Below are 21,647 nucleotides of genomic sequence, written 5' to 3'. Positions count from 1 at the left end.
GGACAAGGTCGAATAGCACAATTGGTTACATGTCTCCCGCCGAATTTGAGCAGCTATACTACCAGCGGGTGGCATAACTTAGGGACGTCCACTTTCTTGACAGAAGAGCAATTTTACAGTTAAAAGATATTTCTTGCGCCACCTAATCGCATAGCAATACTAAACTAACGGATAACGTTAGCTTACGAACAAAAAATAGCTTAAAAAGGTATCTGGTAGCATTAAAGCTGTCTTTTCGTATCCATTAGTTATCGATAGTTACAAAAGTGTTAAGAATAGTAGAGAGAAGGTGATAATTCTCCCAGAGGGAAGGGATATGTACAATGAGTGATAAACTTTCTCTAATCTAATCAGCAAAGCTAACTGTTATTTATAGCTAAAAATCAAGTAATAGAAACGACTTTATATTTTAGGAGGATAAGGAAAATGGAAATTTTATTTGATGAAACGTACGCTTCCGAGGACGGAAAGAAAGCAAGCAGAAACATTTGGTACGGATATGCCGACATGTCTGTTGATGGCAAGTACGGAAAAGACCTTAGACTTAATGAAAACTTAATGGAGGATTTGTGTAGAATAATAAGAATAAATTTGTCCGAGAGCACTACTCCTCCCCCCACTGAAACAAATTGGTATTTTTATGGAAGCACTATAACCCAAGACGCTATTGGCGACAATATTCGTCCGACGATTATGGTTCGCGAGAGAGCTGGATTGTTTGTACTCAATTTCAATATTAGTGACCATGATTTTGCTGTAAATCTCGATGATATTCTTTTATTTAAGACAAATCTTGAAAAACGTTTAACAAGTAATTGACGAATAGTGTTACTTATAAACAATTTCGATAGCGGAGCTTCAGAAGTAATATTCCATTTATTTAATAAAAGCCCAAAAAAACCATCGGAAAATTTACTAACGATGGTTTTTTTGTCTGCGGGAATACTAACGTTATATGAAAAGTTGGAACAGGAGATTCTTCCGAGGAAGTTCTTGTCATTTATGGATTTGTCGGATGACAAGAACATAGTCCGAATCAAGTCCGCGTAAATCGCGGGCTTTTTACCGCATCATCGGCAAAATCGGTAAACGGGTAACACTTTGGGAGTCGTTTTTGCGCGCTATTTGCTTTTTAATTTATATGTCACCTACGTTTTTGGGTCTTATTTTTACGACTCTTTGGATCAAGTTTACGGGTGACGAGACTAATTCACAGGAAGTTTACTGGGCAGCTGTGTTATGCTTCTCACTCATTAGCCTTGGCTTTCTCGTTGCCAACATTGTATTGGTCAACCGAAGGAAGGACAAAAGGGCAATACATGACTTGGTTGCGGGCACCTTTGTCACAAAGGACAATCCGTAAAATGCTTTCTGCCATTTCGCTAAAGAGAAACGTTACTGGGGGACTTTGCTTTGCACAGGGATCCAGGAATTTAGAAATGATGGAGAAAAAACTCTTATCCCGTGCTACTGAAATAATAAGAAAAGACCCTGGCTCTGATATATTTATGTTGCCTGGATATCTTTATCAAAAATCAGATAATCAGGATGTAGATATGACACCCGACGTAACGACAACAACTGTCGGGTGACAAGACCATTATCTCATTAATGGCCACGAAAATCGCGGCTTTTTTGTTTTATGGGATAAAGTTCTTGTCAAAACCAAATGACAAGAACTTTATCCCATTCCCGATTTTGACAAGAACTTTATCTCATTCCCGACGGATGATAAGAAAGAAGGTTAGGTCGGTTAAAATATAGCTGAAATCTGGACTTACTATTGAGCTATCGGGCAGATTAGTTGAATTGTTTAACTTTACGATATAACATCATAATTAACAAAACTCGTATTAAAAGTGGGGAATGTATATGGAGAATTATAGATTGTTTTCAAATTGGTTAAATCAGATTTTAGAGCAAGACATCCCTGTAGGAATAAAAGCATTCAATTTTAACTTATATGAAGGTTCAGATGATACATACGATATACAATTAATTGGTTCAGATGAATTCGATGAGAATGACTCAGATTGGGCTTGTACCGACTATTTTAATTCGGAAGAAGATATTTGCTACATAAAAAGAACAGAAGATATTCAACATTGGGAACAAGGTTTAAATCACATTACGATGTTAGTAGAACGTTATCTTAAAGAAGGAGAGTATACAAACATCCTCAAAAGTGCATCTGCAATTGGAATTGGATTTGTAGATGGGGATATTGATATTCTATTTCGTACTTAATTAACAGGTGTCGTCGTTACGCTAACGGAAAACGATAGCACAATAATGAATCAGGCTGCCGGCATATTCGGCAGCCTGTTGAAGTAACGGGCAGTTTAACGTGGAAACATATTTCTTTATAATTTCCATATTGTGGTACTATTGTGTTGGACTTCGAAAAAATACTGGGGGTATGAGCTAAATGGCTGTAGAACCTTTTATCTTTCTTGCATGTATAATATGTTTTTTCGTGCCAATCCTTTTGCGAAGATTTATAATTCCAATTCAAATGATTGCAGGACTAACACTTGTTTACTGTATTATGTTTTTTCATGAAGACACACAAGTTAAAATCATTTATCTAATAGCTTTCATTTGGGTATTGGGTTCAATTTGTGCATTGAGTATAAAGGTAAAGAAGCCGAAAGTGTAGCAAGCTACTCTAATCATAAGAAAAAAACCTTTCAATCTAGATTAGCCTTGCGCTAATGAGGAACGAGAGTACTTTCAGTGCTGCTATATGTTCAACGATAATCACGTTAACCGACGAATACTGCATATGATGGGTATAGACCTACTTGAAGAGGAGTTGCGTTTCCATGCCGATTTCATCAGGGACCCACTTGCTATATACTGTTCGCACAGGTGACACCTTGTATATGATTGCTGAACAATTGGGCACCAACGTACCGTCGCTAGTGCAGATTAATGCGTTATATCCATCTGTTGCAGATCCGAACCGAATCTTCCCCGGTCAAGTATTGTTAGCGCGATTGCCAGGTATGGCAGAGCAAAGCTCTGTGTTATATCAGGTTCAGCCGGGAGATACACTATTTAGGATCGCCGAACGTTTCTCTGTAAGCGTTGATATGTTAGCCGGACTCAACCAAATACAGCAACCGGACACCCTCCGAGTCGCACAGCTGCTATTTGTTGCCGCCTTCGTATATGAAGTAGAGCAGGGAGATTCTCTGTACAGCATCTCCCGCCGTTTCAGTACACCGATGAGCGAATTGATTCGAGCTAACCGTAACCGCCAGGGTTTATCACCTAATGTCATTTATCCCGGTTTCCGTTTGGTTGTCCCGCTTCCGTCCTCGACGAATATCGTAGTGTTTGAGCCATTGCCTGGTACGAAAATTGCATCCGGACAGCATTTGAGGGGTAGCGCTCGAGCGTTCGAAGCGACGATAAATTACCAAATTCACGACGCGATGGGGCATATCATTACGAAAGAACGGGCTGCAACCGCTGCACAAGGCGCTCCAGCTTTTGGAGTATTCGACGTACAGCTCCAGTTTGATCAATCTCCCACAACACAAAACGGTTCATTGATGGTGTACACACGCAGCGCCCGCGACGGCAGCATTCAAGATTTGGTTGAGGTTCCCGTCATTTTTTAATATATCAAATAACTATGCGGTTTCCGGCATAAATCGGCAGACGCGTTGAGCTACCGGGCGGATTGTGTTCAACTATGAAACGAGTGTATTAGTAAAGGTAACCATTCGTTAAACTAATGCAGAACATCTGAGGGGCTGCCTAATGGCGGCCCTTAGCAATTATTTACAAAATTAGCTAACGAGAAAATATAGCGCAGGAGCTGCATTGAAGCAGCTCTTTTTTGATTCCATTAAAGTAATGATGTAGGTAATAAATTAGAATTATATTTATAGAGGAAATATTATGATAAAGCTATCTGGATTAGCGTATGGGTTAGTTTTCATTTAAAAAGTAGAAAAGGAGATATTTTTCCATTATGTTACTCTTTTATTTTTTAACTCCTTTTTCTTTATTTTTTTCAATTTTAGCCTTGAGATTTAGACAGTCCACAATCTTTATATTTGCGATTGTATTTTTTTTACCTATTTCTGTATGGTTGGCTCAAAGTGAACCCTTTGTAATATGGGGTTACATTTCTCCATTCTTTTTTGTTGGTGCTGCAATATTAATCAGAAAATATAATATTTGGTTATCAATTATATTAATTGCTCCAAATTATCTATTAATCGGATGGGTCGTTTGGAGCTTCTTTACTGGGGCATATATTTGAGCAACGAGGAATAACTCCTTTTTTATTCATTGAAGTAACTGTCAGAATTGCGTAACAACAAAACTAATCAGCATCGAAACAAATACAAGCTACGAAGCGTCTTATATAGTAGGATATTCAATAAAAAGGTGAACCTTTTGTTATAATTAGTGTTAGAATCACTACATTTTGCAAAGGTGGTTTTATTAATGAAAACACGTAGTATAGCGTCTTTAACATTTTCAATAATTGGATTAATTTTTAGTTTGAGTTTTCAGTCTTGGGCAAATTATGGTAAAGATGGAACAAATGAAATGGAGTGGTACTGGGTTGGAGCAATTTTATCTTACTTGTTCTCTCTAATATCTGTTTTTTTAATTTACCAAAATTTAAAGAAAATCATTTTAGATTATGGATTGATAATATTAAGTTCATTTTTTATGTTTGTAACTATTATTTTGACGACACTAATCATTATTCTCATGCAATTAGAATTTTGATTAGAAAGACATTTATTCCAGTGTTTATAATTGTGTTTAGATACATTACGGTGAACCGAAGTTGTACTGGAGATCGGAGTGGGAGAGGGGAGAATGGCTTGAACAATAACGTCGGAAAAATCCGGGGAACGGTTCCTGGACATCATTTTATGTTGTTAAAGGTTCTGAGCTTAGTCGCGTTCTTGATGTTCGTCTTGAGCAGCTGCACAAAGTCGCAACAGGTGGACGGCGATGGCGGCACCGAGCTGGACGAGTTGATCTGGTATTACCCGCAGAACAAAGCGAATGCCGACTTGCAGCTAGTGAATTCCGAAGTTAACAGGCTGATTGCGGATAAAATTCATGCGAGCGTCAAGCTGCAGCCCGTTGATTTCGCGAGCTACGAGCAGAAGTTGAATACGCTCGTGGCGGCAAGCGATCCGATGGATATTGTCTGGACCTCAAGCTGGCTGTTCCCATGGGACGCGAATGCTCGGAAAGGCGTGTTCCAGCCTCTGGACGAGCTGCTTGAGCGATACGGACAGAAGCTGCGGGCGTCGATGTCTCCGCGATTTTGGAACGACGGCAAGCTGGATGGCAAGCAGCTTGCCGTGCCGAATTACCAAATTGCCGCCATGCGCCCGAGCTTGGTCATTCAGAAGCGGTTCGTCGAGAAATACAAGCTCGATCTAAGCGCGATTCACAAGATTGACGATATCGAGCCATTCTTGAAACAGATCAAGGAAAGGGAGCCCGGCATCGTTCCGTTCGGCACGACGAGAGGCTTCTATACGAACCACATCTACGGCATCGACTGGCGCGTGTCGGTTTATCAGGGCGATGCGAACAACCGGGTTCTGCCTGATGTCACGCCTGAAATGAGGAAGAACTTTGCTTTGGTTCACGCCTGGTACGATAAGGGATATATCAATCAAGATGCGGCTACCCTGAAGAACGTTGCGGACGTCTACAAGAAGGGCAACACAGCCGTTTGGTTCGATTTTACGGGAAAGCCTGGCTCCGAGGCAGAATTTAAGGCTGGCGACGGCGGGTTCGACGTCGTACTCCTTCCGCTCGCAAAGCCGTCGTTCACAGGTGCAGTCAGTTCGATGAACGCGATCAGCCGAACGTCGAAGCATCCGGATAAAGCGATGAAGCTGCTCGAGTTGGTGAACACAGATAAGCAGCTATATAATACGCTCGTTTATGGAATTGAAGGAAAGCACTATACGCGCGCGGCAGGCAACTACGTGAAGCTGATTCCGGATTCCGGATATTTTACAAATACGGATTGGGTTTTCGGCAACATCCGCAACGAATATTTACCGGAGGGCGCTCCAGCGGATAAGATCGAACAGACCGTTCGCATCAACGAAGAGGCGGAGGTATCCCCTTATTATGATTTTGTGTTCAAAACGGAAGAGTTAAAGGCGGAACTAGCCAATGTGAAAGCAGTGAATGATGAGTATTATCCAGCGCTCGCCACAGGAACGGTCGATCCAGAGAAGTTTTTGCCGATCTACGAGGAGAAGTTGAACAAGGCCGGTAGTGAAGTGATAAGGGCTGAGAAACAAAGGCAGTTGGACGACTGGATGAAGTTGAAAGGGAAGAAGTAACCGGAAGCATATATCTGAAAAGGCTGAGAACGACGGTGTAAACCACACCGTGTGCTTCTCGGCCTTTTGGCATTTCTACGGTACCGCTCGGACTTCAGTTAGTAAAATCCAGATCGTTTACTCGATGTGGCGATAAAAGTACAGTTTTTACACTGTTTTATAGATGATATTTCAGCTAAATTGATCTCAGGCAGCAAGCCAAGCAAATCGTTACAGGCAAGGAGGAAGGCATCCCATGAAGCGCAAGAAGGCATTCCGGTTTTTCGGCAGGAACATCGAACTGTTTACGCTCTCGCTTCCCGCAGTCATCTATATTTTTATCATGGCGTACATCCCAATGTTTGGCGTCGTCATTGCATTTAAAAATTATAAGTATGACAAGGGGATTCTGGGAAGTGACTGGATCGGTTTCAAAAACTTCGAGTTTCTGTTTAAAAGCGAAACCGCATTTCGAATCACCCGCAACACGGTCGTGTATAACCTGGGTTATATGGTGCTAACGACGATCGCAGCACTCACCGTAGCCATTCTTCTCAATGAAATAGCAAAAAAGTGGCTTAAAATTTATCAGACATCGTTGATATTGCCCTTTTTTCTCTCATGGGTAGTCATGAGCTACATTACTCAGGCGTTTCTCGATCACGAAAATGGATTTATTAACAGCTGGCTAGTGACAGCAGGTATGGAAAAAATTTCGTGGTACTTCGAAGCCCAGTATTGGCCCTACATTCTAAATATCGTGCATTTGTGGAAAGCGATCGGCTTCTCGGCGATGGTGTACTACGCCGGCATTCTGGGGATTGATGGAGAACTGTATGAAGCCGCCCGGATTGACGGTGCGAAGCGAATGCAGATGGTGACGAATATCACGATCCCGCAGCTGACGCCGCTCATTATCATTCTGCTTATCCTCAGTATCGGGAATATGTTCCGAGGCGACTTCGGCTTACATTTCTTCATCCCGAACAACAACGGAATGACGTATTCGACAACGGATATTATCGATACGTACATCTATCGGGCGCTCAGTGAAATTGCGGACGTTAGTATGGCATCGGCCGTAGGTTTGTACCAGTCGTTCGTCGGTTTTGTTCTTGTAGTCAGCGCCAATTTAATCGTTAGACGAATTAATGAGGACAATTCTCTGTTCTAAGGAGGGAACATTTCGTGGTAGTCCAACAGTCCAAAGCGGTATGGAGCCAACTCATCATACATACCATATTCATTTTGCTCACGATCGCAATGCTGGTTCCATTTGCCCTCGTTATCGTTATCTCGTTTTCTGATGAACAGTCGATTCTGCATAATGGCTTCCGTCTTATTCCGGATCAGTTCAGCGCTGCGGCGTACAAATACTTTCTGAAAACACCGGAAACGATCCTACGGGCCTACGGTGTGACGATTATCGTCGCGATCATTGGCACATGCATCAGTCTAATTCTAACCTCAACGATGGGCTACGTGCTGTCGAGGAGGGATTATGGTCTGCAGCGAGTAACGTCATTCTATGTGTTCTTCACAATGCTGTTCAACGGTGGTCTTGTGCCGTTCTACATTATGATTACTCAGATATTGCATTTGAAAAATTCAATATGGGCACTCATCGTGCCTGGATTACTCAGTCCATTTTACGTACTGATTATGAAGGGTTTCATGGCAAAAATCCCGACCGAGATTGTTGAGTCGGCGAAAGTGGAGGGAGCGCGTGAATGGCGGATTTACACAGCACTGATTCTTCCGCTCTCGAAGCCGGCACTCGCTACACTGGGATTGTTTATTCTTTTTAACTATTGGAATGAATGGTTCAACGCACTTCTGTTTATCAACAACGAGAAACTGGTTCCGCTTCAGTTGCTGTTAGTGAGGACCATGAACACACTTGACTTCATCACATCGCGTCCCGAGTTCGCCTCAGCGTTGGTTACTCTCAATGTTGATATGGGGGACTTTCCGAAGACATCTGCTAAATTTGCTGTAGCCGTTCTATCAGCGGGTCCGATGTTGTTGGTATTCCCGTTCTTTCAACGATTTTTCGTTAAGGGACTGACGATCGGCGCTATTAAAGGTTAGGTTGCAAGACTCGGATGGGGAAAGCTTGAAAGGAGGGGAACCAAGAGGAGTAGGAATCGGCTTTTCACATCCGTTTTCATAAAAAAGCTCGATAATCATATTCAGGGAGGTTTTTTCATTGAAAAAGATTATAAAATCACGGTTTCAGTGGATGTCCACACTCGCAGTTAGCTCCGCACTTGCCATTGCCGTAACCGGCTGCGGCAGCAGTACAGACAACACGAGCACGCCTTCTCCATCAAGCAGTGCGGCTCCTGCCGTATCAGCAACACCTGCGCCAAAGAAGCTTGACCCTGTCGAATTGACCTGGTACTACCCACAGAACAAAGCAAATCCAGATCTACAACTCGTAAATGATGCTGTTAATAAGATTACACAAGAGAAAATTAACGCAACAATCAAGTTGATGCCGGTGGACTTCGGTACTTACGAGCAGAAGTTGAACACAATTGTGGCAGCGAACGAAGTGACGGATATTATCTGGACGTCGAACTGGCTGTTTAGATTTGATCAGAATCAAAAGAAAGGTGTATTCCAACCTCTCGACGATTTGTTGAAGAATCAAGGACAGAAACTTTACAAGTCATTGGAAGAGAAATTTTGGAATGATGCGAAGATTGACGGCAAAATCTATGCGGTACCAAACTATCAAATCTCAGCAACTCGAGCAGGACTGGTTATGCAGAAGCGTTTTGTAGATAAATATAAACTGGACGTAAACACGATTAAGAAGTTAGAAGACCTCGAGCCGTACCTGAAGCAGATCAAGGATAACGAGCCTGGGATCACACCATTCGGGACCCAACGCGGACCCTATCAAGGTTCTCTCTACAACATTGATGTGAAGGGACCCGTTTACAAAAACGATACGACATTCAAAGTCCTACCAGATGTGACAACTGAAATGAGAGCCAACTTCAAACTGATGAACTCCTGGTACACAAAGGGTTACATCAATAAAGATGCTGCAACAATAAAAGCTGCAGCAGACGCTTACAACAAAGGCACAACTGCAGTATGGTTCGACCATACCGGCAAGCCAGGCTCTGAGGTTGAGTTCAAAGCAGCGGCAGGTGGATTTGACGTCGTGCTCGTACCTCTGGCTAAAGCAGTCTTTAGCGGTGCGGCAAGCACGCTGAATGCGATCAGCCGGACTTCCAAAAATCCAGAGAGAGCGATGATGTTCCTTGAACTGGTGAACACCGATAAACAATTGTATAATACACTCGTTTACGGTATTGAAGGTAAGCATTATACGAAGACAACAGGCAATTTCATCAAAATTAATCAGGATGCTGGTTACTTCACGAACACGGACTGGATCTTCGGCAGCATCATCAACGAGTATTTACCAGAAGGCTCACCAGCCGACAAACTGGAGCAAACAGCGAAAGTTAACGCTGAAGGTGAAGTTTCACCGCTTACTGGATTTGTCTTCAATTCGGAACCAGTCAAGACAGAAACCGCGAACGTCAAGGCTGTAAATGATGAGTATTATGTGGGTCTTGGAAGTGGTACACTCGATCCGGAGAAGTACTTGCCGATCTATGAAGAAAAGTTGAAGAAAGCTGGCGCCGATGCGATCGTAGCTGAGCGTCAAAAACAGCTTGATGCATGGTTGAAAGCGAACGGCAAGAAATAAGCTAGGCTAACAAATCTATGGATTACCTGGGCTATCTCCCTAAAACAGCAATGTTTTTCAGGAATAGCCCAGGTTTTCATGGGATTTTGAACAAATATATGGAATGAGAGAAAGAGGAGGATTTGAAGTGAAGATTGCCTTACTGCAAAGAAAAGACATGCGGGAACGAGTATTTGGTCCCGAACATTTGGCACAGCTTCGTGAAATAGGTGAAGTTATACTTAATGAGGAAAACGTAAACCCAACGGAAGAGCAAGCACGTGCACTCATTGCCGATGCGGATGTTGCCATCACGTCATGGGGCTGCTGTGCATTGACGGAACGGGTGCTTGAGAGCGCACCGAATTTGAAACTCGTTCTGCATGCGGCTGGCACTGTTAAGCCGATCGTGACGGAAGCTCTTTGGCAGCGCGGAGTTCGCGTATCCAACGCGACGGAAGCGCTCGGCCAAGGGGTAGCAGAGACAGCACTCGGCTTTACAATCGTGTCGCTGAAAGACATGTGGCGACTCAGCCGGGAGACAGCAGCCGGTAGCTGGGGCGATGGCTCACGTGTGCGCGAAGTGTACGGTCTTACTGTCGGAGTTGTCGGAGCAGGACGTGCGGGCTCTCACTATATTAAATTGCTTCGTCAGTTTGATGTTAGGATCGTGCTCTACGACCCGTTCGTCAGTGAGGAGCGAGCCAGGGAGATGGGCGCTCAGAAGCTGGAGCTGGAGGACCTACTGCGACAAAGCGACGTCGTCTCCATTCACTTACCGTCGCTACCGGAGACGTATCACATGTTTAACGCCGGACGGCTGGCAATGATGAAAGACGACTGTGTGCTGATCAATACAGCCCGCGGTTCGGTTATCGACGAGGAGGCTCTCGCAGCCGAATTGAGCAAGGGAAGATTGTTCGCATGTCTCGACGTCACGGATCCGGAACCACCGCAAGTGGAGCATCCATTTCGTCATCTGCCGAACGTGATTCTAACCCCGCATATCGCTGGCGCTGTTAATAACGGCATGGGCCGCATCGCGAAATCGGTGGTGAATGACCTGCAGGCTTATCTTAACGGTCGTCCCCTAAGTGGCGAAGTCCGTGAGGAGCAGATGCATCTGCTGGCTTGAGGTCAAACGTTTGGAAAAAATGTAAACTATTTCAGCGGAAAATCCGACTTTGTTGGGTTTTCTGCTGAGCGCTTGCAGGTATTTCAATCAACAATAGAAAAAGGAGTGTATTACCAACAAGAAGGACACATTGCTTTTATTTTATCGATGTTAAGCGGGGGCGACTGATCTGATCAACCATTACAAAACCGGCGTGAAGCAAATACCGGCTACTACAGGCGTGATCCCTCGCTTGTTGCCTATCATGCTGACCAAGGAAGGGAACATTGTGAAAGGCTTCTATCTGGACGGCAACCAATACGTTCTGTTCGGCCAAACGACAGTCAACTTCACGGACGGCGCCAACATTCTCGCGGGGATTGCGCTGTACTCCGGCGCTGGCCGTCCTGATGCGAAAGCGGTCATTACGGATCTGCAGCTCACTCGTAATTACTAAGTTCAGGTCCCGACAAACCAAAGTACACCCTTCGGTCATCCGAAGGGTGTATATCTATGAAAAGGAAATACGCATATTATGTTGAAATGGTAAGGGTCAACTAAGTGTGGACTTGATGCTGAGGCGATTGGAAGCTGTAAAGGAAGTCAGAGATGGGGGGATGCACAGATGAACAACTACTTACGTAAGTACCGGGAACGGAAATATTTCATGCGTATCATTCTGTCAATCAATCTGCTTATTATATCCGTTATGCTGGCCTCCTTGCTGTCCGCTTTCCTGTATTCTAAAAAAATTAGTTTAGATTCGCAGCAAGAAGCCAACGAAAAAGTGCTTTCACAGATTAACTACAACATTACTTACATGAATGACACAGTGAAAAATTTCGCCATCTCTATGTTCTACGATACGGATATGGCCCATTTGTTATTCAGCGGTGAACAGGAAACCTTTGAAGACACCAACCGTGTAAACAAATTGAACAAGACCATCGCGTACAATTCCTTTATTCACTCCATCGTTTTCTACAACAGCAAGCGCAACATGTTCTTCATGAGCGGTGACGACGCGATCACGAGCTCAACCAGCAATCTAATGAATCAACTCGGTGAATTTCTAAGTGGCGGTAAGCCAAATTTCAAAATGCAAATGATGCCGCTCCGCTACGTCCCGGACCTCAAGCATCCGGAGCGCTCGCAGCAAGTATTCTCCCTGTTTATGTATGACTCGCTAGACGCATATACGAAGAAGGAGAGTGCTCTAATCATCAATGTTAAGCCAGAATGGCTGTTTGAGAAGCTGGAGCTGATGAACCGTCAATCCTCGAACCATTCCAATCGGATTTTCGTTCTGGACCAGAATAAAGAAATGTACAGTCCGGACTTTCAAAACGACCAAGATCTGGGGAACTTAAAGGACGAGGTGTATCGGCAGATCGCTTCCTCCGGCCGCCAAGTGTCCCAGTTTACGTATATGGTTAACGGCGAGAAACAGATCGTCAATTACATCGTGAACCGTTCCGTCAACTGGGTGATCGTCGATGTCGAACCTTTTATCGGCGTGATCGCTGCGGTGGATAAGTTGAAGATCGTCTTCATCACGGTCGCTGCAATCTGTCTCGTTATTGCCGTCTTTGCTTCTTTGGTCATCTCGAACCGTCTGTACTCGCCGATTAACGGGCTGCTCAAACAGACGAAGCGGCTGCCTGGCGGCGAGCCGGACCGCACAAGTGAGCAGGACGAGATCAGCTACATCTCGCATATCTACAATCATTTGATCGAGAAGCTCATGACCGAGCAGACGAAGCACGACAGCAACGAAGCGATCGTGCGCTCATACTATCTGCGCAAGCTCGTGACCGACAGCCGTGCCTTCACGTCTGAGGAATTGGCCGAGTGTATGCGAGGCGGATATGTGAATGTCGATTTGGAAAAGGAGAGCATCGTAGGAGTCCTTAAATTTGATCGTTTTGAAGAACTGAAGGAAAAAATGCTCGGTGTGGATATGAATCTGCTGAATTTTGCCGTGTCCAACATCATTCGAGAATTCGTTTCGGAGAAGCTGCGAGGGGACGTCGTCGACATTCGAGGAGAGCATCTGGTGCTGGTCTTCGAAGCCGGGTCGAGTCCGAAGGAAAGCTACACGGCAATCACGAAATTACTAAAGCAGGCGCAGCAAGTCATTGGTGATTACTACCACGTCACCTTCACGGTAGCGCTGGGCGATGTCGCCTCCCATTTTCACGAGCTGACGGACCGCTATGAGAAAGCATTGGATTACCATCTATATAAAATGAATTTTGGCCACGGCTCCGTGATCACGCCGGAGATGGTACAGAGCAACATCGCCAATCTTGAGGCGCACATCCCGATTGAGCTCGAGCGGAAATTCGCAGAGGCGATTAAGGCGAGCCATCCGGAAAGCGTCTTCCAGGAGCTCGAGAACTTGCGTCGGTTGATTGCCGGAATGAGCTCCGACGCCGTCGTGCAATCCGTGATTCAACTCGGCATCCTAATCAAACAGACGGTCCGAGAAATCAACCAGAACAAGCTGTCTCCGCTGCTCATCGACCTGCGCTCCATCGATCGCCTCGTATTCGAGAAGGAGACATTGGACGAAATCTTTACGGAGTTCGGCGCCATCCTCAGCGCGATCTTCGAGGATCAGAAACGCGGGACGGAGACAAAGGACCATTTTATTATCGATACGATTAAAGATGTGATTCAAGCGAATCACTCCAATCCGAATCTAAGCCTGCAGGAGATTGCCGATATGCTCCGGATGTCCTCTGCGTATGTCGGCCGCATTTTCAAAAAGCAGGAGACGATCTCTGTTGCGGATTATATCAATGAAATTCGGCTGCTGAAATCGGTCATGCTGCTCGAAAACAATAACCTGCCAGTGAACGAAATCTCCGAAAAGGTTGGTTTCAGCTCTCCGAGCTACTTCTTCAAGCTGTTCAAGAAGCGCTTCGGCACGACGCCGAAGGATTACCGCATCAAGAAATCACTGTCCTTGTAGACAAACCTTTCCGAAGCTTCATCGTGCATAAAAGTTCAAATTGTTCATTGATTTGGTGAAAGAAAGTGCGAATCTTGCACTTTCTTTTGCTTTTTCTGGAGGTTACGCTGTTCCTAAGTCGAGAGAACAAAGGGGAATTCACATGCAGGATCAATTTGTATTTGAGACACGCTGTCTCCATTCCTTAGTAAAAGTATTTCCAGACGAGGAGCTCCGGTCCGAGTCTTATTCACGTGGCTCTGCCTTGCGCGGAGAGACGTTCGATTTCCAGGTCGCCTATCGGGCGCCTGCTTTGACCAAGCCAATTCAGGTGAGCGTCACTTCCACCTTGCAGACGGCCATTACCTTGCGGGAGGTCGGCTTGTCGCCTTCGGAACTTCCCTGCCAACGCCGCCATGATGACAATGTGCTGCGGGTCACTCCGGGCCTTTACCCCGATCCGTTATACCCGATCGACGGAGAACTGGGCGTTGTGGGGATCCATTATCAGTGGAGATCCGTATGGGTCACCGTGGAGGTGGATGAGGAGACGCCAGCGGGAGTATATTCCGTGAATGTGCAATTTGCAGCCATAACGGGGGAGACCCTTGGCGAGGAAAGCATTCACTTAGAGGTCATTCCAGCAGTACTGCCGCCACAGACATTAATTCACACGGAGTGGTTTCATGTCGACTGCTTGGCGAATTATTACGGGGCCCAAGTTTTTAGCGAGGCGCATTGGCTACGGATTGAGCAGTATTTACAAACCGCTGTGCGACACGGCATGAACATGGTGCTCACGCCGCACTTTACCCCACCGCTGGATACTCAGGTGGGTGGTGAGCGCCCAACGGTTCAGTTGGTGGATGTGCGGAAGAAGGCAGACAACACATACGAATTCGGCTTCGTTCGGCTGATTCGCTGGATCGAGCTGTGCGATCGGGTCGGGATTCGTTATTTAGAATTCTCACACTTGTTCACCCAATGGGGCGCAAAGCACGCACCGAAGGTGATGGCGGAGGTGCAGGGAGAGCTGCGTCGCATTTTCGGCTGGGATACAGATGCGACTGGGGAAGCGTATACGTCATTCCTGAATCAATATTTACCCGCACTTACAGCGTTACTTCGAGAGCGAGGGCTCGAGAATCGGTGCTATTTCCATATCTCAGATGAGCCTCTCCTAGAGCATATGCCTTGGTATCGCAGTGCGAGCGAGCTGATGCAGACGCATTTGGGGAATTTCCCGATAATCGATGCGCTAACCAATTATGAATATTATGAACAGGGGCTCGTGAAGAGGCCAATACCGGCAAACGACCACATCGAACCGTTCCTTGAGCGTCAAGTTCCAGAGCTGTGGACGTATTACTGCTGCGTGCAATATCGGCAAGTATCGAATCGTTTCTTCAACATGCCATCCGCCCGCAATCGCGTGTTCGGCGTTCAGCTGTATAAGTTCCAGATTGCTGGTTTCTTGCATTGGGGCTACAACTTCTGGAATACGCAGTATTCGCTTAAAGCGATCGATCCGTATCGCGTGACGGACGCTGGCCGCAGCTTCCCATCCGGCGATGCTTTTCTAGTCTATCCAGGGGAGGAAGGACCGATAGAGTCGATCCGTATGGAAGTATTTTATGAGGGCTTGCAGGATCTTAGAGCGCTGCAGCTGCTGGAAAGCTTGGTCGGGCGCGATCAGGTGCTGGTGTTGATCGAAGATGGACTCACGGAGCCTTTGAGCTTTAACCGGTATCCGACAGATGCGGAATGGCTGCTTGGGCTTAGGGAAAGGGTTAATCAGGCGATAAGTGTTGCATCGGAGTCAACCAAAAGGGGAGAGAACAATGAACGCTGAGAATAAACCGATAGAGGTCATCATTGTGGGTGCTGGCAGTCGCAGTATGAATTACGCGAGCTACGCGCTGCGTCATCCTGAGCAAATGCGGGTGGTCGGGGTCGTGGACCCGAATCCGCTTCGGCGCGCGCATACGTCAGAACGTTATGGGTTGGCGGAGGACATGGTATTCGCTGATGTGGAGGCGCTTGTAGCACGGCCGAAGCTGGCGGATGCGGCGATTAACGGGACCTTAGACGCGCAGCACGTGTCGACGAGTCTGCCGCTGCTGCAGAAAGGCTACGACCTGCTGTTAGAGAAGCCGATCGGGATTGCCGAGGATGAGGTGCTGGAGCTACATCGAACCGCCCAAGCGTACGGTCGCAAGGTCATGATCTGCCATGTTCTGCGGTATGCCCCGTTCTACGTTAAGCTGAAGCGTGAGTTGGAGGCAGGCACAATCGGGGACATCCTCCACATTCAAACGGAGGAAAATGTGGACTATCACCACATGGCTACGGCTTTTGTTCGTGGCAAATTCGCGAATAAGGAGCGAGGAGGCTCGACTTTCCTCATGCAAAAATGCTGCCACGACCTTGACCTCATCACCTGGTTCCAATCAAAGGTGCGGCCTGTGAAGGTGAGCAGCTATGGTGGCCGTTCGTATTTTCGCGAGTCACGGGCACCTGAAGGTTCAGGCAGCCGCTGCCTAACCGACTGCGCAATCGAAGAGAACTGCGTATACTCTGCGAAAAAGCTGTACGTAGAGCAGCCACTGTGGCCGGTATACGTGTGGCCACGTTACTTGGACGGCGTGTGGCTTAGCGACGAGGAGAAGCTTGAGAGCCTGCGCAAGGATAACCCATTCGGCCGCTGCGTGTGGAGGTGCGATAATGACATTGTCGATCACCAGGCGGTAATCATGGAATTTGAGAACGGAAGCACAGCCGTTCACAATCTGGTAGGCGGGGCTGCAAAGGCATGTCGCACCGTACATATTACGGGAACGAAAGGCGAGATCTACGGAGAGCTTGAAGAAGGTTCCTTCGTGGTACGTCACCCGCATCTGCGGGAAGGCGGCGTTTATAGCGAGCACCGCGTAGAAATTCCGGTTAGCCGGGATATGCATGGCGGCGGTGATCACAGACTCGTCGAAGATTTCGTTCGAGTGGTACGTGGAGACACTTCAGCCCAATTCTCGACGTCTTTGGAGCATAGTATCGTCGGTCACCTTGTCGGTTTTCGAGCAGATGCTTCCATGGAATCCGGGCATTCCTTGCAAATAGATTGGAACAGCTTGCTGCAAAAGTAAGACTGGATGAAAGCAAACACCCTCGTTTCGAAATCCGAAACGAGGGTGTTTCTTTGCAATTTTATTTCCCAACGGTGACAACGTTTGAAACTACAGTTTTATTTCCTGCGTTATCGGTAGCCGTATACGTAATGGTATAAATACGATCCTTTTCGGCACGCAGGCTGAATGATGTAGCGGGAGAACCGATTTCCGCTTGGATGTCGCTTACACTGCTAGTTGGATCATTGCTAGTAATAGAGCTCAAGATGACAGATGCAACGCCCGAATCTGAATCGCTAGCGTTCACGGTGGCCTGGATAGCAACCATTTCATGGTTCGCTGGCCAAATCGAAGTTTTGCTTAGCGCCACGTTTAGTACCGGAGCTGTTCGGTCCATTAGGCCAACGACAATGGTTTTGGCTGCTTCTGTATTGCCCGCTTTGTCGACAGAACGATATTGAACCATGTGTGTGCCGATTTGGTCGAATAAAATTAGACCCGTATAAGTGCTCCAAGTTCCACTGTTATCGATTTGATATTCGGTTCTTGCGACACCTGACAAATTGTCGGTTGCCGAGAGGGCTACCACCATCGTCTGTGTCCCATAAACAGCTTCAGCTACTGAAACTGGAGCTCTTAGATCAGATAAGAAGCCAATGCTCGCTTCCTTCTTTACAGGCCCTAAGGTAACAGATGTATGAATGGAAGTAATGCCTTCGCCAGTTGCTGTTACAATACCATTGCTATCTACTGTTGCAACTGCGTTATTGTCGCTTCTGTACGTGATTGATGCCTGGCTTAAATCTGCAAGAGATCCATCGGATACATAGCCAGTCACCGCTAATGCGGCTGGGCTTGCAGCTCCTACAAACATTTTATCCGCTGACAGAGAAACGGAAGCAAGCACATCTTCAACTTGGATGTCTAACTGAGAAATGACAGCCTTCACAGGAGGCTTGCCGCTACCCGAGAACATCCCGATACCCGCGAGGAAGTCCGTTCCTTCAAACTCCACGGTAGTGGAACCGATAGAAAGCCATTGCGATTCTTTATAATAATAACCAGTTACTTTATTGCCTTCTTTGACCAATCTCATCTGGAACGGCGTATTGATGCTCTTGCCCGCATAGTCTAGCAGCAGGCCTGTCTGCGAACCCCAATATTTCTGCTGTGCAGGTGGATTTTGCGAGTCCAGAATACTCTCACTATTGCGGAATACATATCGGAGCACCTTACCGGTACCGTCCGTACGGAACTGAACATGCTTTGAATCCACCGTGTCCTTGGCGCGGAACATCAATCCAACAGTTGCAGGATCTGCAAAGTCAAAGGAGTCAATCGTTGCAGTAAATGTAACTTTAGCATTGGGGTCGGAGAGATGAACATTTTTGTTAAGATAGACGAAATCATCCGTTGAGCCCCATACATTGTCGCCAACGCCTACAAGTGAATAGGTGCCATCGGTATCCGTCGTGACGAAGCCCTTGCTATGAGGACCATACGTCTTCAGCGTCCAACCTGCCGGCCCAGTATCCGTTCCGCCGGTTGGGAAGACCGTCGAGATTTGTGTTGCCGCTTTCGTAATGCCGTCCTTGGAGACGGTTGCCGATACGGTGACTTGACCTGCTGCAAGGGCAGTCACGGAAATGGAGCCATTGCTTACGCTATTAATACGCAGCACTTGAGGGTCGCTGGAGACCAACTGGATATCGGCATTAGACAGATCCGCCGGCGATCCATTTTGCTGTGTTCCGGTCAAATTCAAGATTCCTTGCTCACCAACAGTAAAGAGATTTACCGGTGTCGTGAACTGGACTTCTTTCAAGAACGTTTGGCTTACGCCAGCATCGAACGGCGTGTTTTCAATCAAGCCCGTATCGTCTGCGTATGAAAGACCTACGGCTGATCCAGGCTTATAGATGCGAACTCGTGCATCCGTATTTGTAGCGCCTGTTCGGAACGTAATTTCTTTGCGCACATATTGGTTATCTTTTACAGACATATCGATTGCGTTTCCGCCATAATTAAATACGCCGACTACAATAGACTCACCAGGCTCGTTATACACCCAAGCCACAAATTTATATTCGGTGTCTGGTTTAAGACCCGTGATTCTTTGTTCCACACCGGCTCCGCCAGGCCCCAATTTCAAGCGGTATTGTCTACCTCGTACTTGCCAGTCTGGAGATGCGGGTACTGATTGAACATCAGTGGTTCCGTTGGTCGTCCATTTCAGCCAGTTATCGGTAGTCCCGTTGAAGCCGCTGTTCTTGATCAGGTTCATATAAGGCGTATCGATCTGGGTGTAGGTCACGCTTGGAGGATTGGCAAAATCCGGCCCTGCCTTCCAATTGACACCGCCGAACTCAAAGGCACCTGCATCCGGGGCAGGACCTACGTAACCGTCCGTGACTCCCTTAATTACCGCCCCTGTGTTAATGGCCGTTGAACCGGCATTTAACCGGAAGTCGTTAGCAGCTGGATTCACAAAATTCACACCAGTGCTAGATGTCGTGTTATAACCGTTTGCCGTATCTGCTGTTAAGGAGACACTATTCGTGAAAATGTTGTTAAACACCCTTGATCCAAACAACTCTTGGTTATACGGTGGAGATCCCCAGAAGCCTATGCTGCTGGTTCTATGATTCACAACCGTGTTGTTATAGATAAGTCTGTAATTCCCCGGCGTATTCATCTGAATCCCCACGTCGTTGTTGTAGATAACGTTATGATGCGCCACCACATTGTTCGCATAGTTGTCGAAATAGAGGCCGACGCTCATATCGGAGCCTTTGCTGTCGTGAATCAGATTGTGGTGAATGTTGCTGTTACCCATATCGAGGCCCCAACTATATAGCAGTGCGCCATCTCTGGAAAGCCACATCCCATTGGAGATGTCGTTATAGGAGATATCTCCGCTTCCCGATCTCCAATAAATATTGAATCTTCCGGAATTCCGAATATCGTTGTAACTGATTAGGTTGCTAGTTCCGCTTGAAAGCTTGATCAGGGGATCATAGGAGGCCATATAACTGCCATCATGAATGTAGTTGTTCACAATGCGGTTGCTGTTGCCCTCTATATTGATCAATGTTCCTGAGGAGTAGGCGATCTTGCTATTTTTAATTTCGTTATTATCCCCGACGATGCTAATTCCGCCATTAAGCTGATCGGCATTCGTCGTATTCTGGGAATAATTCGAGAAATACACATAATCAGCCTGTATGCCATCTAAAACGTTATTGCTTGATCCGTTCATCGTGATGTTGGCAGCAAAGGTGCGAATCCCCTTCATTTGGATGAAGGATTTTCCGTTCAAATTGAATGCGGTCTTGCGCTTTTTAACCTCAACATTGGAGGGAACTCCGCCGTCCGGTGCCCACAAGTATACCTTTTGGGCCGTCTCATCCACAAACCACTCGTTTGGAGCGTCCAATGCGCCTAAAACCCCGCTGAGGAAGTACGTGCTGCCTAACCGAGGATACAATTCCTGATAGTCACCTGCAATCGGTTCGTATGTCAGGGTGTGGGTCGCACTATTATAGCCTGTCACCTTGCTCGTCATGCCTTGGTAAGCGTTCCCGCCTCTTTCCCAGACCAACGCGTTCTTCCAAAAGTCGGTAGGCTGCGTCAGATCCGAATCAACAATCGATGTTGCTGATCCTGAGTCTGCAGTGGCAACACCTGCTTTTAAACCTGGCAGCGAGAATTCGCTGATATTTGGCCAACGCGCTTCCCAAAGAGGAGCAACTGCCGAGCCATTATTTACGAAAAGCTGGTTTTCTTTCCCGAGGCTCCAAGATAAATCTGCTTTATATATCTGTCCTGCGTGTTGCATCCAGCCGTTGATCGGCTCGGTACCGCTTACAATTACGGTTGCGCCCGGGGCTGTCTTAAAGGTGATGGGCTGGCCACTATTGCCGGACACAGCTGGAGTAACCGTCTCGCGATACGTACCTGATGCGATGATGCAGGTGTCCCCGGCCAGCATAACTTGGGCGCATTTATTGATCGTTTTGAAGGGGGTCGCCTCTGAGTTCACTGCTACAGCGTCGTTTCCGTTCGGAGCTACGTAGTAGGTCGTTGCAGCTGCAAATGCGCTTGGTGCGGGCAGCAACCCGCCGATAAAGCCTAGCGTCAACGTTAACGCCAAGCCATACCCAAGCTTCGTATTTTTTCGCATTACACAGTCCTCCTTGATAAATTGTTATGGATAATATCCATACTTCTAACTTACCAATAGGCCAAATAATAAAAAGTCTAATATCCGTACTTTAGTCTTGAATCAAGCTGAAACATTTATATTTTTGTGAACCGCCGTTTTGGGAAGTAAAAAATGAAAACATACCATTACATAATAGAGTAAAGTGCAGATCTTGCACTTTTCTTTTGTTTGTAATCCGGTTTA

16 protein-coding genes are annotated in these 21,647 nt (G+C 46.4%); 15 read left to right on the top strand and 1 reads right to left on the bottom strand.

Going from position 1 to position 21,647, the window contains the following annotated elements:
• Positions 1–426: 426 nt before the first annotated feature.
• The 15 genes from AC58QC_RS28920 to AC58QC_RS28850 all read left to right on the top strand — a co-directional run bounded on the left by AC58QC_RS28920 (position 427) and on the right by AC58QC_RS28850 (position 17,257).
• Positions 427–819, top strand: coding sequence for a hypothetical protein (locus AC58QC_RS28920; protein ID WP_497418483.1), 393 nt, complete (start codon positions 427–429; stop codon positions 817–819).
• Between the two features lie 295 nt (positions 820–1,114).
• Entirely contained in the window at positions 1,115–1,363 is a 249-nt protein-coding gene (locus AC58QC_RS28915) for a hypothetical protein (RefSeq protein ID WP_497418482.1), read from the top strand.
• A complete protein-coding gene (locus AC58QC_RS28910) occupies positions 1,320–1,592 on the top strand; it encodes a hypothetical protein (protein ID WP_497418485.1) in 273 nt (90 codons plus the stop codon). Before AC58QC_RS28915 ends, AC58QC_RS28910 begins: the two co-directional genes overlap by 44 nt.
• A gap of 280 nt (positions 1,593–1,872) precedes the next feature.
• Positions 1,873–2,247 (top strand): hypothetical protein, encoded by a 375-nt coding sequence (locus tag AC58QC_RS28905; protein WP_497418481.1) that lies wholly within the window; start codon positions 1,873–1,875, stop codon positions 2,245–2,247.
• 578 nt (positions 2,248–2,825) lie between these two features.
• Positions 2,826–3,629 (top strand): LysM peptidoglycan-binding domain-containing protein, encoded by an 804-nt coding sequence (locus tag AC58QC_RS28900; protein WP_497418480.1) that lies wholly within the window; start codon positions 2,826–2,828, stop codon positions 3,627–3,629.
• 838 nt (positions 3,630–4,467) lie between these two features.
• Positions 4,468–4,758 carry a DUF3902 family protein gene (locus AC58QC_RS28895; protein ID WP_497418479.1) on the top strand — a complete coding sequence of 97 codons (291 nt, stop codon included), beginning with the start codon at positions 4,468–4,470 and terminating at the stop codon, positions 4,756–4,758.
• Positions 4,759–4,856: 98 nt separating this feature from the next.
• Positions 4,857–6,353, top strand: coding sequence for an ABC transporter substrate-binding protein (locus AC58QC_RS28890; RefSeq protein WP_497418478.1), 1,497 nt, complete (start codon positions 4,857–4,859; stop codon positions 6,351–6,353).
• 235 nt (positions 6,354–6,588) lie between these two features.
• Complete coding sequence (locus AC58QC_RS28885) at positions 6,589–7,506, top strand: ABC transporter permease (protein WP_497267362.1); 918 nt, start codon at positions 6,589–6,591, stop codon at positions 7,504–7,506.
• A gap of 14 nt (positions 7,507–7,520) precedes the next feature.
• Positions 7,521–8,423: a carbohydrate ABC transporter permease gene (locus AC58QC_RS28880; protein ID WP_497418477.1), complete on the top strand. Its 903-nt coding sequence runs from the start codon at positions 7,521–7,523 to the stop codon at positions 8,421–8,423.
• A 118-nt stretch (positions 8,424–8,541) separates the two neighbouring features.
• Positions 8,542–10,065, top strand: a complete 1,524-nt coding sequence (locus AC58QC_RS28875; protein ID WP_497418476.1) for an ABC transporter substrate-binding protein — start codon at positions 8,542–8,544, stop codon at positions 10,063–10,065.
• Between the two features lie 127 nt (positions 10,066–10,192).
• Positions 10,193–11,179 (top strand): hydroxyacid dehydrogenase, encoded by a 987-nt coding sequence (locus AC58QC_RS28870; RefSeq protein WP_497418475.1) that lies wholly within the window; start codon positions 10,193–10,195, stop codon positions 11,177–11,179.
• A gap of 232 nt (positions 11,180–11,411) precedes the next feature.
• Positions 11,412–11,615, top strand: a complete 204-nt coding sequence (locus AC58QC_RS28865) for a hypothetical protein (protein ID WP_497418474.1) — start codon at positions 11,412–11,414, stop codon at positions 11,613–11,615.
• A gap of 168 nt (positions 11,616–11,783) precedes the next feature.
• Positions 11,784–14,135: a helix-turn-helix domain-containing protein gene (locus AC58QC_RS28860; RefSeq protein ID WP_497418473.1), complete on the top strand. Its 2,352-nt coding sequence runs from the start codon at positions 11,784–11,786 to the stop codon at positions 14,133–14,135.
• Positions 14,136–14,277: 142 nt separating this feature from the next.
• Positions 14,278–15,966, top strand: coding sequence for a DUF4091 domain-containing protein (locus tag AC58QC_RS28855; RefSeq protein WP_497418472.1), 1,689 nt, complete (start codon positions 14,278–14,280; stop codon positions 15,964–15,966).
• Positions 15,956–17,257, top strand: a complete 1,302-nt coding sequence (locus AC58QC_RS28850) for a Gfo/Idh/MocA family protein (RefSeq protein ID WP_497418471.1) — start codon at positions 15,956–15,958, stop codon at positions 17,255–17,257. The genes AC58QC_RS28855 and AC58QC_RS28850 overlap by 11 nt, the downstream gene beginning before the upstream one ends.
• Positions 17,258–17,318: 61 nt before the next feature.
• Here the strand turns inward: AC58QC_RS28850 and AC58QC_RS28845 are convergent, their stop codons facing one another.
• Positions 17,319–21,422: an OmpL47-type beta-barrel domain-containing protein gene (locus AC58QC_RS28845; protein WP_497418470.1), complete on the bottom strand. Its 4,104-nt coding sequence runs from the start codon at positions 21,420–21,422 to the stop codon at positions 17,319–17,321.
• Positions 21,423–21,647 lie beyond the last annotated feature (225 nt).

It is taken from the genome of Paenibacillus sp. J22P51 (assembly GCF_059692215.1).
Note: the sequence above shows the minus strand (reverse complement) of the source record. Positions and strands in the feature narration are given on the sequence as shown.